This is a genomic window from Anaerozeibacter quisquiliarum, assembly GCF_051162045.1.
Classification (GTDB): Bacteria; Bacillota; Clostridia; order Christensenellales; family Aristaeellaceae; genus Anaerozeibacter; species Anaerozeibacter quisquiliarum.
In genome coordinates this window covers 1-13,729 of the sequence record NZ_JBISDI010000004.1, presented here as the reverse complement: position 1 = coordinate 13,729, position 13,729 = coordinate 1, and the positions used below count along the sequence as shown (strand labels likewise).

The following is a 13,729-nucleotide window of genomic DNA, read 5'->3' as shown; positions in this document are numbered from 1 at the left end:
CGGTCTTCATGGCCCTCCCGCCCTCCTTTTGCGTACGCCTGCGCAGCCATTGGCATGGGCGGCGATCCAGCGCTTCAGCGTTTCCTCATCCGGGAAACCGGCGTTGCCGCCCAACCTGGTTACGGAGAGCGCCCCGCACCCGTTACCGCATTTCAGGCAGTCCTCCATCGAAAGCCGATTCAGGTAGCCGTAGATAAAGCCCGCGTTGAAGGAATCGCCCGCGCCCGTGGTATCCAAAACCTGAACCGGATAGCCTTCCGCCGCATAGCATTTCCCGCCTCTGACCGCCATCGCCCCGCGACTTCCGCATTTGATGACGACCATGCCGGCCTTTTCCGCGAACCGTGCGGCCGCCTCCCGCACCGTATCCCTCCTGGCGTAGTTCAGGCATTCCGTTTCGTTCATAAAGAGGACGTCGATCAGCGGGAAGAGCTCTTCGATGCCTTCATACCATTCGTTTTCCGGATCCCAGCCGACGTCGAAGGAGAGGGTCATATCCTGTAGACGCTTGATTTTCGCCATCATGTCCAGGTATTGCGCGTGATTTGCGCGCCCGGCATAGCCGGTGACGTGGACATGCCGCGCCTTTTTGGCCTCATCCAGCGCCAGGTTTCGAAGGGCCTGCCCCTTGTTGGTGCCCCGGTAGGTGAGAAAGCAGCGATCCTTTTCGTTGGTGAAGCTGATGGAAATCCCGGTTTTGCGCGCCCGGTCGGTGTCAAGGAGCATATCGTCAACACCGGTTTCCTTGAAAACCTCGCGGATATAGTCCCCGTAAAAGTCCGCGCCGACGCTCCCCTGAAACACGGCGCGTAGCCCCAGCCTGGCCACCCCCAGCGTGAACAGCGCGGCTCCGCCGCCGACAAAGGTTTCCATCGCCGCGACCTCGTCTTCCTCTCCCGGCCGAGGGAAGCGCTCCACACCCGGAACGACCAGATCGATGTTCACGTCGCCGTATACGAATACATCCCACTTTTTCATCAGCGCCTATGAATCCTTCCGCATCCGGCGCGTCTTGCGCCGCGTTTTATCGTAAGCGCCCGCCGCTTCACCCCGTGACCGGAGCGCGAAAAGCGGCCGGCGCTGTTTTTTCGGCGCTCACCCTTTGACCGCGCCGAACATGACGCCCTTTGCAAAGTATTTCTGCACGAACGGATAAACGCAAAGAATCGGAACCGTCGTAATCACGACGGCCGCCATCTTCAGCGAATCGGTGGTCACATTGCTCTGCCCGACCGCGATGGCCTCCGCAACGTCGTTGATCTGCCGGCTGGAGGACATCGCACGTTCCAGCATCTGCTGCAGAACCGTTTGCACCGGCCACATTTTGCTGCTGGTCATGTAGAACGCGCCGGAAAACCAGTCGTTCCAATGGTTGACGGCGGTGTACAGGCCGACGACCGCGATGACCGGCTTGCTTAACGGCAGCATGATCCGGAAATAGGTCTGGAAGTAGCCGCATCCGTCCAGCCTCGCGGCCTCCTGCAGCGCATAGGGGATGCCGTCAAAGAACGAACGCGTCATAATCAAATAGGTCACGCTGACCAGGCTGGGGATGACGTATACCCAGAACGTATCCACCAGGTGCAGATTGTTGTATTGGATGTAGGTCGGAATCGTGCCGCCGCCGAAGAGCATGGTAAACGTAATCAGAAAGGTGATGGTTTTCCTGCCGGGCAGTTCCGCCTGATTCAGGGCAAACGCCGCCAGGGTGGTGACGACCAGGCTCAGAAGCGTTCCGACGAACGTCCGCGCAAGCGTGATTTTGTAGGCGCTCAGGATTGATCCATTCCGAAACACTTCGACATAATTCTGAAGCGTAAACTCGCGGGGCCAGAAGTAGACGCCGCCTCGAGCCGCATCCTTGCCATTGTTGAACGACAGCGCCAGCACGTTCAGACAGGGCAGCAAAATCAGCAGACAAAGGGAGATGACGACGGCATAGGTGAAAACGCTCACCACCCCGTCCGCGATGCTCACATGGATTTTCCTTTTTTTGTACGCGTTTGCCATATGTTCCCTTCCCAGACGTTGTGTATTCGAGGCGTTTTCCCGCGCGGTTCCGCCCGGGGCATGCGCGCATTTCAGCCGCCGGGCAGTTTTGCCCGCCCGAAAGCCCCGCCCGCCCGGCAAGTGCCGGGGGGGCGGGACGGCGCGGAGGAGGCTATTTCTGGAAGCACACAGAGTCCGGATTCGCCTCGTAGATGCCCTTCACGTAGGCCTCGAAGCGTTCCACGCCGGCAGACTTCAGCTGGGCGCGGAAGGATTCGATGATCGCGTTGACTTCGCCGTCCGTCTCCGCGAAGCAGGCCTGGACCAGAACATCCTCGTAGTTGAGCAGATCCATCTGCGTCTTGACATCGGCAAGCTCGTCCACGGACATATAGGAGGTGGCCGTCAGGCCCTTGACCAGTTTCTTCTCCACCGGGTAATTGGTGGCGAGCTTCACGGCGTACTCAAAGGTGCTGCCGGCGGAAGCGCCCGGGCGGGATTCGCCAAAGTAGACGATGTTGTCGCGGTCGGTGAGCAGGAACTCAAAGAAGTAGTTCGCGATGCCGCCGAAGGCCGCGCCGATGTTGTCGATCATCCAGTCCTTGTCACCGGCGTTGATCTTCTCCAGAGCCTCGTCAGTCAGCACCGGATGGCCGTCCACCATATTGTAGGAGACGCCTTCGACGCCGTACTGCGCGATCAACTGGCCCTCAAAAGTGGACAGCCAGTCGAAGAACCTGAAGATCTCCTCGGGCTTTTCGGCATCCGCGGAAATGGCCCAGCAGCCGCGGCCCGACTTGCCGCCCACGATTTCGGCATTGCTGCCGGTGCGGTCGTTCAGCGGCCCAAGCGGCACCCAGTCCTCGTTGTCGTAGATGATTGGCTCATAATTGTGCACGTCGGCGATGATCGCAGAGTTGTGGGTCTTGGAGACCTCTTCCGCGCGGGTGGAATCCATGGTAAAAAACTCGGGGTTCATCAAGCCCTCTTTCAGGAGCTTGCGGATGAAGCTGATCTTCGCGAAGACGTAATCCGTCTCAGCTTCGTGCTTGACGTTGCCGTCCGCGTCGATGTTGAAGTAATCGCCCCTGTCCTTGACGCCCCAGAAGTCACTGGTATCGACGTACTTGAGCGCGTCTACGGAGCCGCCCCAATACTTCGGCCCCAGGGGGTACACGGGGTTGCCGTTGTCGTCCTTGAATCCGCCGTCCCGGATCTTTACCAACAGGTCGTAAAACTGATCCTGAGTTTTGATCGAACGGGGATCGATGCCCAGCGCGTCGACGATCTTCTTCTGGATGTACGTGCCGCCGACGTATTCACTGTTCGGAATGTATTCGAGGGAAGTGTCTCTGGCGTCAATTTTCAGCTGCATGAGGTAGACGCCGTCCAGGTCCTTGCGGAAGGTGATGTTGTTGTAGGCGTCGTCCGGCAGGTAACCCTGCTCCAAGTACTTGGAATAGACCTTGGAGTTCTTCATGAACTCGGACACGTCCGCGAACATCCCCTCCTTGGCCGCCTTCAGAAGAATCGGGAATTCCTTGCGGGTGGAGTTGTCCAGGTAGCTGACGACGACATCGGGAATGTTGCCGGCCGCCAGCTGGGAGGCGAGCACCGCGGAATCCGAGTCGCCCGGCGTGTAGCGCACCTCGAGGCTGATGCCCGTGAGTTCCTTGATCTTCTGCATCACCGATGTGCTTGCGAGGTTCTTCGGCAGCGAATAGCCGATGTCGTCCACGTAGGCCTGGACGACGATGGTGCGATCCGCTACCCAGCTGTCCGGCTTCGCGGATTCGGCCATTGCGGCCGGAGCGCCCGCCACCATCACCAGGGCGAGAAATCCCGTCAAAACACGCCTGATCTTCCCCAAGTTCATTGTTCCTTCCTCCATTCCACATTGAAGTTAACCCTTACAAAGCGATGGCTCACCAGAGCCCGACTTCCGTATACCTCTTGCTGATCGCGTTGGTCGCGACCACCAAGGCGAGGCCCACCAGGCCCTGAATCAGGCCGATGGCCGCGGCATAACCGAACTGGCCGTTCTGCAGGCCGATGCGCACGACGTAGACATCCAGCGTATCCGCCACAATCATGTTGCCGGGCGTGCGCAAAAGGTAGATCTGGTCAAAACCGGAGGAGAGCAGGCCGCCCACGCCCATGATGAACAGAAGGCCGATCGTCCCCCGGATGCCCGGCAGCGTCACGTGCCAGATCTTGCGCAGGCGGTTGCATCCGTCCATCTCCGCCGCCTCGTACAATTCCTGATCCACGCTGCTGATGGCCGCCAGGTATATGATGGAGTCCCAGCCGATGCTTCGCCAGATGTCCATGCCGAACAGGATCTGGAAAAAGTACCCGGGCTTCATCATGAAGAAAGTGCCGCCGTCGCCGCCAAGCGCCGAGATGAGCTGGTTGAGCACGCCGTCGTTCGGCGCCAAAATCCGCTGGATCATCGTCACGATGATGACCGAAGACAGAAAGTGCGGAAGATAGGTGATCGTCTGCGTCACCCGTTTGAACTTCATCGCGTGGATTTCATTCAGGAGCAGCGCCAGAAAGATCGCGAAAGGGAATTCCAGAATGCACTTGATGAAGCCAACCGTCAGCGTATTCCGGATCAGCCGCCAGCAATCGTAGCTCTGAAAAAACGTCTTGAAATATTGCAGCCCGACCCAGTTGCTTCCCCAGATGCCCTTGCGGAAAGAGTAGTCCTTGAACGCCAGCACGTTGCCCGCAATCGGCACATAGCAGATCAGGATGTAATAGACGATCGCCGGAGCCAGCATGACATACAGCGGCCAGCACCGCAGGACCCGCTTCCAGAACGGCACCCTTTCCACCGCGATTCCGCTTTCCGCCCGTGCGCTTCTCATCATCGGCCGCTTACCCCATCCTTACGCTTCGTCTCTCATCTGCCGCGGGCGCTGCACCCACGGGTCATCCACAACGATCCCGTGTTCCAGCCGCACATAGGTGTCAAACGCCTCCGTGTCCCCCTCTGCGAAGCGGAAGACCCGACCGCCGCGCAGGAAGTCCTGGGCGCCATAGGTTCCAAATCCCGTGCATCGCCCGTAGCCCAGCGCGATCCCGTAGAGCCGGCCCCAGTAGTCGTTCACATGGTCATGCCCCACGAACACGCCCTTGGTGTGGCCCGCTTCCAGCATCGCGGTGAAAAAGCCGGAATTGACGTGCGCGCAGCCCACGCCTTCCCGCTTGGTGCCGTAGCATACCTCGTGCGTCCACACGTCCTGATGCTCCGGCAGCGCGACGTGCATGAACACCATCGCGGAAAAGGGCTCCCCCTTCGCCTCATACCCGGCGATGACGCCGCGGTACCAGCGGATCTGCGCGTCCGTTACATAACCGTAGCCGCCGATCGCCTGATTTGGGTTGTAATCACCTGAGTCGATGCCGAACAGCAGCCACTCCGGCGCGCCGCTCCGGTTGCACAGTTCCAGGTGGCAGTTCCCCACGCCATCCGCCGACGCGGGATCGTGGTAGGACATGCAGCCGGGCAAACCCGTCACGCGCTCAAACAGCTCCCGGCGGTTGCTCGCAAACTCCACATCGTGGTTGCCAAAGGCGTATCCCCAGGGGATCCCCGATTCCAGAACCGGCTCCAGCGCCTTTTCGAGATACTCCAGGTTGCGATCGCCGTACACCGTGTCGCCGGTGGTCATGATGAAGTCCGGCTTCTCCGCCCGGATCAGTTCCCGCATCAGCCGTATAGTTTTGTGATCCGTCTCGTCGTCCGCGGTAAAGTGAATATCCGTCAGCTGGAGCAGCTTGAAGCTGCCCTCGTCCCGGAAGAAGAGTTTTTTCTCCATCCAAGTCCTCCACCGAGTCTTAATCGGGAATACATAAATATGAACTAATTTCATTATATGTTTTTCGGCATGGATTCCAATGGAATAAAACGAGATTTATAGTGGACATTTTTCTGATTGCACGATTGGGGGTCGGCGATTCCCCCAGTTTACCATATGCTGTTTACATGTGCGGGGGAAACATCAAAACGAGGCGCAAGGCGAGGAACGGCCGGTCTGCGTCCCCCGTCATTCGCCGCCCGAGCGCGCAACCTGACGATACTGCAGCGGCGTCATGCCGGTCGCCTTTTTGAACACGCGGAAGAAGTACTGGCTGTCCTCGTAGCCGACATTTTTCGAGATGGTGGTCACGCTTTCGTCCGTGGCTTCCAGGTATTCCCTTGCCCGATCCACGCGGATGCCCGTGATGAATTGCATGGTGGACTGGCGAACTACCTTTTTGAACATGGAGGAGAAATAGCCCGGGCTCATGTACAGCCTTGCGGCCAGATCGTTGATTACGATGTCCTCGTTGTAGTGGTCCCGGATGTACTTTAGCGCAACCTCGATCTTCTGCGGGCCGCTCAGCTTCCGGCTGTCCTTGTTCTGAAGGCATATCTCCGCCAGATTCATGAGCGTGCGGATGATGCCCTTTGGGTCGGACAGATCGTCGGCGCGCGAAATCTGCGTCAGCAGATGATTCATGGTGGCCGAATCCATGCCGTTGCCGTACACGTCCAGCATCAGGCTGACGATGCGCACCCACATGACGCGCAGATACATGGCCTTGCTGCCCTGCACGCGCTTTTCCGAGAACAGCGCTTCCAGCTGCCGGCGAATCCTCTTGCTTTCGCCCCGGAGCATGTGTTTGCGCAAAAGCTCCATCTCCACCTCCGGAAGCGGCTGCGCTTCGTAGGCGGGGATGTCCTCGAAAAAGTAGATGTTGGAGCGTCCATAACTGCGCCGCTGCTGGAGCGCCACCCACGCCTCGTTCCCGCGGTCCGGGTTGATTTCCGAGGCCGGTCGGCTGACGCCCATGGTCAGGCGGGCGTTCATGTGGCGCTCAAACACCTGCTGCAGCGTCAGAAACACCTGCTCGACCTTCTGCCTCAGGCGCGGATCGTCCTTGGCCCCAAAGAGCGCGTACATGCTCTTGGCGGATTGGTAGCTGTTCACGATCAGCTTATCGCAGCCGCAGGAGACGTCGTCGAAAATGCCCTTGAGGCTCAAGCGGATCTCTTCGACTCTCTCCCGCGGTAGTTCCGGATCATCGCCGCTCTTCCTGCCCACATGCAGGATGCTCAGATAGAGGCTGGATCCATCCGCCAGCCGAAGGAGGCGCGCGCCGCGCTCCCCTCCCCGTTCAGACCCGGGCCCCGCTTCCTCCGGATCCCGCCCCCCGGAGAGGATGATGTTCAGTTCCTTTTCCGGGTCAAATGCCTGATCCGCCTTGCGGGACGCGCCGCCTGCCTTTTCCTGCGCCGCCTGATCCTCGGCGCGTACTTCCTGGAGCAGCGTACTTATGTGCTCTTTCAGCACCTCGTTGGAAACCGGCTTGTTCAGATAGGCGCGCACCCCCAGTTCGATGGCCTCCTGCGCGTACGCGAATTCTGAGAACCCCGAGAGCAGTATGAACCTCGGCCGCTTCTGGATCTCGCGCGCCTTACGGATCAGTTCCAGGCCGTTCATGTCCGGCATGCAGATGTCCGCGATCACCAGATCGATCTCCACCGAGTGAAACAGCGCAATCGCCTCCCGACCGGAGGCCGCTTCGATCACGTCCATATCCGGGTACTGAAAATACTGGATTCTGGCGCACAGGCCCTTGCGGATCAACTCCTCGTCGTCCACGATCAGAAGTTTATATCTTTTCATCGGCGATCATTCCCTTCGCGATGCGCGGAAGCCTCAGCGTAAAGGTGCTGCCCTGCCCTGGGCGGCTGTATACCTCCACGCCGTACGGCTCACCGTGCGCCAGGCGGATCCTCTGGTGGATGTTCCAGACGCCCACGTGGGCTACGCTCCCTCCGGTATTCGGCGCCTTGTCCAGCTGTCCCCTAAGCCGGGCCAGTTCCGCCTGCGTCATGCCCGCGCCGTCGTCGCCGACCCGGAGGATCAGGTCGCCTTTCTCCTCGCCCGCGTACACCTCGAGCGTCCCCGGCTCTTCCTTTTTGGCCAAGCCGTGCAGCACGGCGTTTTCGACGATGGGTTGAAGCAAAAAGCGCAGCATGTATATCTCTTCCGCGTCCACCTCAATGGAATAAAACACCTCGAAGCGGTATCGCATCTGCTGAATGAAGTTGTAGCTGCGCGTCTGGCGGATTTCATTGGCGACCGTCGTGTACTTGCCCTCGTTCTTGCCGAGGCTGTAGCGGAAGATATCGCCCAGCTTCTCGCAGAGATTGCAGATCTGAAAGACCTGATGCATCGCGGCGATGGCGCTGATGATCTCCAGCGTGTTGTACAGAAAATGCGGGTTGATCTGCAGGAGCAGGTTGAGATACTGGGCCTCCCGGATCTCGATCTTTTGCACGTAGTTCTGCTGGTTCATTCGGTCCATCTGGCCCAGCATCTGGTCAAACTGCCGGTCCAGAATCGCGATCTCGTCGCGGCCGCCTATCGGATCTTTCCGGGACAGATCGCCGGTCCCGGCGATTCGAAATTTTTCCAGCAACCGCCCCACGCGCGAGGAAAACCGTCGGGAATGCACAAGAGCCGCCAAGGTGATCGCAGCCGCGAGCAGCAGCGCGATCGGATAGATCGCTCGCTTGAGCTGATCCCTTTGCTGCAACAGCTCCCGGTTGTCAAACAGAAAGAGCATCGAAAGCCCGTATTCCGGCACGTCTTCCCCCATCACGGCATAGGAACACAGCGTGGTGATCTCCCCGTCCGGCGCGCCTTTGCGGCGCTCGAGCCATTGGCTCAATACGCCCGTCAGTCCCGGCTCGGACGCATACAGGCAGTTTCCGCCCTGGTCGTACAAAATGATTTGATATTTTCTTTGTTCCGCGGAAGCCTTCTGCACATCCGCCGCAAACAAATGGCTCAAATAGATGTCCAGCTTGATAAGACCCAGGTTCAGCGTGTGGAAATCCCGCACGTTGACCTGATCCAGCGACTCCACGAGGGAAAGCATCCACCGGCCGTCCCATGCCTTGTTGATAAACCAGCCCCGGCCGTTTATGAGGCCGGCCTGCCGCCATTGATCGTAATCCGTCTCTTTCAGCATAGTGACGTGGGAGCCGTAGATACGGTGCGAATCCATACGGGAGTAGACCATGCAGTTTCGAATTTCCGGGCGGTTGTCCGGGAGCACGGTTTTGAATATCTCCTCACTGATGACCTTTCCCTGACGGTAGGCATCCCCGGTCTTCTCGGCCAGCGTATCCAATATCATCGTATCCCTCGCCGCATACTGCATCCCCGCTTTGTATTGCGCGAGTTTTTCCTTCACGTTGGCGATGTGCTCCGTGAGCAGCCAGCGGTAAGTTTGCGTCAGCTCCCGCTCCATCATGCTATCCATCCGCTTCAGGAGCAGCGTACTGACAAACAGGACCGGCAGAATGCTGATGAGCAGCGCGAAAACCGCCAGCCGCATGGACAGGGAACGGAACGGATGAACCCTCTCCTGCATCATACACCCTCCATGCAGAATATGCCGCGGGCATTTCGTCCTGTTCAATGGATTGACCGTCAATGGGCGGCGGAGAAGTCAAGCGCGGCCGTCACGCCTCCGCGCCCTCCCATTTCAGCGCCGCGCAAATCGGATAATGATCGGACAGGTAGACCCCATCCGTTTCCCGCGTCCATTTCTCCACCTGGGCGCAGGATACCCCGCCTTTCAGGAAGATGTAATCGATGCGCTCCGGACGCTCTGCGCGCATATAACCGTGATAGGTGACGCCGATGCCCTCCGTGGCGTTGACGTATTGGGGATACTCCCTGAAAACCAGCAGTTCCTCCCCGTCCGGTTCCGCGTTGAAATCCCCGGCCAGGATGACGGGCGCCTGCGCGAAGAGCCGTTCCTCCTCCAGCCGCCGCAGGATCTGCAAAAGCCCCTTCCGCCTGGCCGTACTTCCGATGTGGTCGAGATGCGTGTTGGCCACCCGGAACACCCTTTTCTCCTCCAGATCCTGAAACAAGGCCAGTGTGCACACCCTCGGGCAGATGCTCTGATCCGGGTACCGGGATGCCGGAATTTCGGGCGTTTCCGACAGCCAGAAGGTATCCGCCTGAACCAGGTTGAAGCGATCCTTCCGGTAGGCGATGGATACCTGTTCATCTTCCAGCGTTTCGCTGCGCCCGCATCCGACGACGTAGTAGTCCGCGAGGCTCTCCTTGAGCCATGCGGCCACGTGCGGGAGCACTTCCTGAAAACAGATGATATCCGGCGTTTCCTCGCGGATTTTTTGAAGAATCAGCGGCTTTCTGTAGCAGAAACTGTTTGCGCCATCCTGTTGATAATCGCAGCGGATGTTGAAAGTAACAAATGTCATTTTTGGTTTTCCCCCGGGTTTTTCCGTATGGATTTGCGCGCATTTGCCGAAAACAGGGCCGTTCGGCATGTTGATTATAGCATAGCCTCGGAAAGAATACCATGGCGCGATATGATCTTTTGCGCTGGTTTCCCGCCTTTTGCCGAGGCGGGAAACCCAGGGGCTGCCGGATCCCGATTGGCTTGCGCGGTCTCCAACATCGTCAGGCGGGCGGCGCGGATGAGCCTTTGCGCGTTGCGCAGGCCGCCGGTTCGAATAACGCCCGCCATACCCCTGCCACCTTAACCCCTAATACGAAAGCGGCGACTCGCTCCAATGGCTGCCGCTTTAGACACCTCCGGATTGCACCTATCTCCGCCTCGCCGTGCTTGCGCGGGCGCTGCGCTGCAACCTATCCTTCCATACGCACCACAGCGCGATGGAGGCGATCACCACCGTGCCGCCGACCAGCGCCCAGGGGCCGGGCCTCTCCCCGTAGAACAACGCCACCCAGACCGGGTTGAGCAGCGGCTCGATCATCCCGATCAGCGAGCAGGCCAGCGGCGGGCAGTGCTTGCTCGCCAGCGCGAACAAAATGTAGGGCACGCCCAGCTGCAACACGCCCAGGATCGCCAAGTACGCAAACGCCCGCGCATCCAATTGGTTTTGCGTAAACGCCAGAAACGGCAGCCCCACTGCGGCGGTCAGCAACTGCCCCATCACCAGCCCGCTCATGCGCTCGGCCTCGTCCGAAGCTCCGCCCACCGTTAAAAACAGCCCCGACAGCGCCACGCCCGAGCCCACGCCCAGCAGGTTCCCCAGCAGCCGCCCGCCGTCCAGCTTGTCCAAGAAGAACAGCGCGATGCCCGCAAGCGTCGCCACCACGACGATCACGTCCGCCTTCACAAACCGCTGCTTCAGGAACAGCGCCGAGAAGATCAGGATGAACACCGGCGAGGTGTATTGCAGCGCGATCGCGTTGGCCGCCGTGGTCAGGCTGTTGGCCGTCACGAACATGAAGAACACCGACGCAAGGAACAGCGCCGTCAGAAAGGTGTTGCGGTTGAGCACCAGCGGCAGGCGCCTAAAGCGCATATACACGAAGATCGTCAGCGCCGCGAACGCGCTGCGCAGCCCCGCCGTCACAAACGGGTGGCAGTTCAACAGCTTGAAGAAGATGCCCGATATACTCCACAGGATGGCGCACAGCGCCATCCTAAGGATCGCCACGTTGTTTGCCCTCATGCGTTGCCTCTTTTGTTTATCGTTCGGTCAGGTAGTCCACAATGCCCTGCCACAGCTTTTGATACCCCGCCCAGTTCACGAACTCCGGCGGGCCCCAATGTGGCGCGCAGTCCGACATGAACGCGCCCGAGCGGCCCTTGCCAAAGTCGCCGAACGCCAGGAACGGGTCGCCGGCGATCGTCATCGCCACATCGCAGCCGGGCCGCTCGCGTACCAGGTTGTAGCCGAGGAAGTACGGCCAATCGCCCGGCACGCGCCCCAGCGCCGGATGCGCCTGCGCAACCACCGGCGTTACCCCTTCCGGGTGCTCGGACAGGTCGTCTACCTCGAGGCAGATGACCGGCAGCACCTCTTTTATCGCGGTGCGGCCGTACTTGGCCTTAGCGTCCACGCCCGAGAACGCCATGTACCCGCCCACCATCAGCAGCGCGCCGCCCGCGAATACGTAGTCGCGGATGGTCTCGCAGCGGTTGGGCATGCGAACGCTCTTGGCGAAGGTGTCGGGGTGCAACAGCAGCGTGTTCGAGCCGATGTCGGACAGGATCACGCAGTCGTACTGTGAAAGATCCTCGACCGTGAACGGGAACTCCCCGACCGCGCGGTGGTTGGGCAGGTAATCGACCTGATACCCCGACTGCGTAAGCGCCGCGATCAGCGTGCCCGCGCCCTCCTCATACACCGAAGTATAGAACGCGTCAAAGCCCTTGACATGGGTCGTGTAGCTTAACCAGCTCTCGCCGGCCAGCAAGATGCGCTTGGCCATCCTATGCGCCTCCCTCATGATTGCTGGGGTCATTATACCATAAATCAAGCGGCGCGCAAGTTGCGCGCCGCTTCGAGTGTGGGGATATCAGGGCATGACCTCGACGCGGTAGGGGAGCAGGGCGTCCGGTTGCGGGTTTGGGGTCAGCTTGAACGAGGCTTCGGCCAGGCGCTCGCCGTCCATGCTCTCCATGACCGCATACACGGTCAGGGTGCCGTCCGCGGCCTGCTCGGCGCGGTCGATGCGGGTGGACGAGTCGCCGATGTCCGATCCGGCCAGCCGATAGCTGTCGTCTGCCGCGTCGTGTTGAATGCTGTCCGCCATCGACTGGGGAATGTCGGCGAGCTCGCTCCACCCGAGCAGCGCGCCCGCGAACGCGCGCATTGTCGGGGCCGGCACGCGTACGCCGCCGTCGTCCGTCCGCTCGACGCCGGGGTAATCGTCCCCGAAGTTCACGCCCATCAGGTACAGCGCCGTCCAGCCGTAGTCGGAGCCGGCCGGGCCGGACGCGATCTCTTGGGCGGCGCGCATCAACGAGTCCATCGCGCCCAGCATGGGCTGCGCGAGGGCGACGGCGTCCTCGGTTGCCGATGCGACAGGAGCGGACAGAACCAGCGCGAGGCACAGGACCAACAGCATCAACGTTTTCTTCATGAATGTATCCTCCTCTGTTGTTTGTCGACACCCATTTGGACGCGCAGAATCTTCCAAAGTTCCCCAATTTTCCCTCTCCCGCAAAGATGGGGCGGGGCCGGGAGATTGTATGCAAATGTTCGCCTCATCCCGGTTTCCTATGGCGATGCGGCGCGTTTGGGTATTCGCCGGTCGCGCTGTCCGAGGGCGATCGGGCGTCGGGCAAGGCGGTGCTGCTCAGCCGTGGTTTATAGGGGATCTTTGTGCGCCGTCCGCGCGGCGCTTGCGCGAACGGCCTCGGCCGCCTCGCCATAGAATGCAGTGGGATGCCCAGCGAAGCGTCCATTGCGGATACGGATTCGAGGTGTAGGTATGCAAGGATTTACTCATCCCGCGTGCGCGGATGCTCATGTGCACGAGTTGGTGGGCAGCGTGAAACTGGCCGATTGCGTATGCACGGCGCACGGCCACCGGTTGGCCGGCATTTCCGGCCCGCCCATCGCATTTGAATGCGGCGGCCACGCGCACGAGGTTTTTGTAAGAACTGATTCATTTGAGGGCCACGCGCATGAATTCGTCGGCATGACCTGCGACGCGGTCGCGGTCTCGGCCTGCGGGGCGCACGTCCACTACCTGGAGGGCATGGTTTCGCGCGCGGATACGCACCGCCATTGCTTCAAGCTCGCTACCCTTATAAACGATCCTATCGCAGAATAGAACGGATTTGCGGGGCGACCGGCCGGAAGGCCGCGTCGCCCTTTTTCGCGCGCCTGTGTCGCCGCAACGATGATTTCTGGACTGAAAGTACAATAAACGTC

The 13,729-nt window shown here is 60.1% G+C and carries 13 protein-coding genes; 1 reads left to right on the top strand and 12 read right to left on the bottom strand.

Annotation, left to right across the window (positions count from 1 at the left end; genetic code table 11):
* Nucleotides 1-6: 6 nt before the first annotated feature.
* The 12 genes from ACH6CV_RS02485 to ACH6CV_RS02430 all read right to left on the bottom strand — a co-directional run bounded on the left by ACH6CV_RS02485 (nt 7) and on the right by ACH6CV_RS02430 (nt 12,932).
* Nucleotides 7-978, bottom strand: a complete 972-nt coding sequence (locus ACH6CV_RS02485) for a carbohydrate kinase family protein (protein ID WP_456356580.1) — start codon at nt 976-978, stop codon at nt 7-9.
* A 117-nt stretch (nt 979-1,095) separates the two neighbouring features.
* Nucleotides 1,096-2,010, bottom strand: a complete 915-nt coding sequence (locus ACH6CV_RS02480; protein WP_456356579.1) for a carbohydrate ABC transporter permease — start codon at nt 2,008-2,010, stop codon at nt 1,096-1,098.
* Nucleotides 2,011-2,161: 151 nt separating this feature from the next.
* Nucleotides 2,162-3,865 (bottom strand): extracellular solute-binding protein, encoded by a 1,704-nt coding sequence (locus ACH6CV_RS02475; RefSeq protein WP_456356578.1) that lies wholly within the window; start codon nt 3,863-3,865, stop codon nt 2,162-2,164.
* 49 nt (nt 3,866-3,914) lie between these two features.
* On the bottom strand, nt 3,915-4,865 hold the full coding sequence (locus tag ACH6CV_RS02470) for an ABC transporter permease (RefSeq protein ID WP_456356577.1): 951 nt from the start codon (nt 4,863-4,865) through the stop codon (nt 3,915-3,917).
* Between the two features lie 18 nt (nt 4,866-4,883).
* The gene (locus ACH6CV_RS02465; protein WP_456356576.1) at nt 4,884-5,816 is read right to left on the bottom strand and encodes a metallophosphoesterase family protein; all 933 of its coding nucleotides are present in this window, start codon (nt 5,814-5,816) and stop codon (nt 4,884-4,886) included.
* A 228-nt stretch (nt 5,817-6,044) separates the two neighbouring features.
* Entirely contained in the window at nt 6,045-7,670 is a 1,626-nt protein-coding gene (locus ACH6CV_RS02460; RefSeq protein WP_456356575.1) for a response regulator transcription factor, read from the bottom strand.
* Nucleotides 7,657-9,429, bottom strand: coding sequence for a histidine kinase (locus ACH6CV_RS02455; RefSeq protein WP_456356574.1), 1,773 nt, complete (start codon nt 9,427-9,429; stop codon nt 7,657-7,659). Before ACH6CV_RS02455 ends, ACH6CV_RS02460 begins: the two co-directional genes overlap by 14 nt.
* A gap of 91 nt (nt 9,430-9,520) precedes the next feature.
* Nucleotides 9,521-10,291 (bottom strand): endonuclease/exonuclease/phosphatase family protein, encoded by a 771-nt coding sequence (locus tag ACH6CV_RS02450; protein WP_456356573.1) that lies wholly within the window; start codon nt 10,289-10,291, stop codon nt 9,521-9,523.
* Nucleotides 10,292-10,365: 74 nt separating this feature from the next.
* Nucleotides 10,366-10,560, bottom strand: a complete 195-nt coding sequence (locus ACH6CV_RS02445; RefSeq protein ID WP_456356572.1) for a hypothetical protein — start codon at nt 10,558-10,560, stop codon at nt 10,366-10,368.
* A gap of 79 nt (nt 10,561-10,639) precedes the next feature.
* Entirely contained in the window at nt 10,640-11,515 is an 876-nt protein-coding gene (locus ACH6CV_RS02440) for a DMT family transporter (RefSeq protein WP_456356571.1), read from the bottom strand.
* Nucleotides 11,516-11,531: 16 nt separating this feature from the next.
* Entirely contained in the window at nt 11,532-12,278 is a 747-nt protein-coding gene (locus tag ACH6CV_RS02435; RefSeq protein ID WP_456356570.1) for a glutamine amidotransferase, read from the bottom strand.
* 87 nt (nt 12,279-12,365) lie between these two features.
* Nucleotides 12,366-12,932, bottom strand: coding sequence for a hypothetical protein (locus tag ACH6CV_RS02430; protein WP_456356569.1), 567 nt, complete (start codon nt 12,930-12,932; stop codon nt 12,366-12,368).
* A gap of 351 nt (nt 12,933-13,283) precedes the next feature.
* On the opposite strand from ACH6CV_RS02430, the gene ACH6CV_RS02425 reads away from it, so the two are divergent.
* Nucleotides 13,284-13,628: a YmaF family protein gene (locus ACH6CV_RS02425; RefSeq protein ID WP_456356568.1), complete on the top strand. Its 345-nt coding sequence runs from the start codon at nt 13,284-13,286 to the stop codon at nt 13,626-13,628.
* The last annotated feature ends 101 nt before the right edge of the window (nt 13,629-13,729 follow it).

Coding starts and splice junctions, on each gene's coding strand:
- ACH6CV_RS02465 (WP_456356576.1), bottom strand. CDS start 5,816: ATGGAGAAAAAACTCTTCTTCCGGGACGAGGGCAGCTTCAAGCTGCTC.
- ACH6CV_RS02475 (WP_456356578.1), bottom strand. CDS start 3,865: ATGAACTTGGGGAAGATCAGGCGTGTTTTGACGGGATTTCTCGCCCTG.
- ACH6CV_RS02450 (WP_456356573.1), bottom strand. CDS start 10,291: ATGACATTTGTTACTTTCAACATCCGCTGCGATTATCAACAGGATGGC.
- ACH6CV_RS02460 (WP_456356575.1), bottom strand. CDS start 7,670: ATGAAAAGATATAAACTTCTGATCGTGGACGACGAGGAGTTGATCCGC.
- ACH6CV_RS02440 (WP_456356571.1), bottom strand. CDS start 11,515: ATGAGGGCAAACAACGTGGCGATCCTTAGGATGGCGCTGTGCGCCATC.
- ACH6CV_RS02435 (WP_456356570.1), bottom strand. CDS start 12,278: ATGGCCAAGCGCATCTTGCTGGCCGGCGAGAGCTGGTTAAGCTACACG.
- ACH6CV_RS02455 (WP_456356574.1), bottom strand. CDS start 9,429: ATGCAGGAGAGGGTTCATCCGTTCCGTTCCCTGTCCATGCGGCTGGCG.
- ACH6CV_RS02485 (WP_456356580.1), bottom strand. CDS start 978: ATGAAAAAGTGGGATGTATTCGTATACGGCGACGTGAACATCGATCTG.
- ACH6CV_RS02430 (WP_456356569.1), bottom strand. CDS start 12,932: ATGAAGAAAACGTTGATGCTGTTGGTCCTGTGCCTCGCGCTGGTTCTG.
- ACH6CV_RS02445 (WP_456356572.1), bottom strand. CDS start 10,560: ATGGCGGGCGTTATTCGAACCGGCGGCCTGCGCAACGCGCAAAGGCTC.
- ACH6CV_RS02470 (WP_456356577.1), bottom strand. CDS start 4,865: ATGATGAGAAGCGCACGGGCGGAAAGCGGAATCGCGGTGGAAAGGGTG.
- ACH6CV_RS02480 (WP_456356579.1), bottom strand. CDS start 2,010: ATGGCAAACGCGTACAAAAAAAGGAAAATCCATGTGAGCATCGCGGAC.
- ACH6CV_RS02425 (WP_456356568.1), top strand. CDS start 13,284: ATGCAAGGATTTACTCATCCCGCGTGCGCGGATGCTCATGTGCACGAG.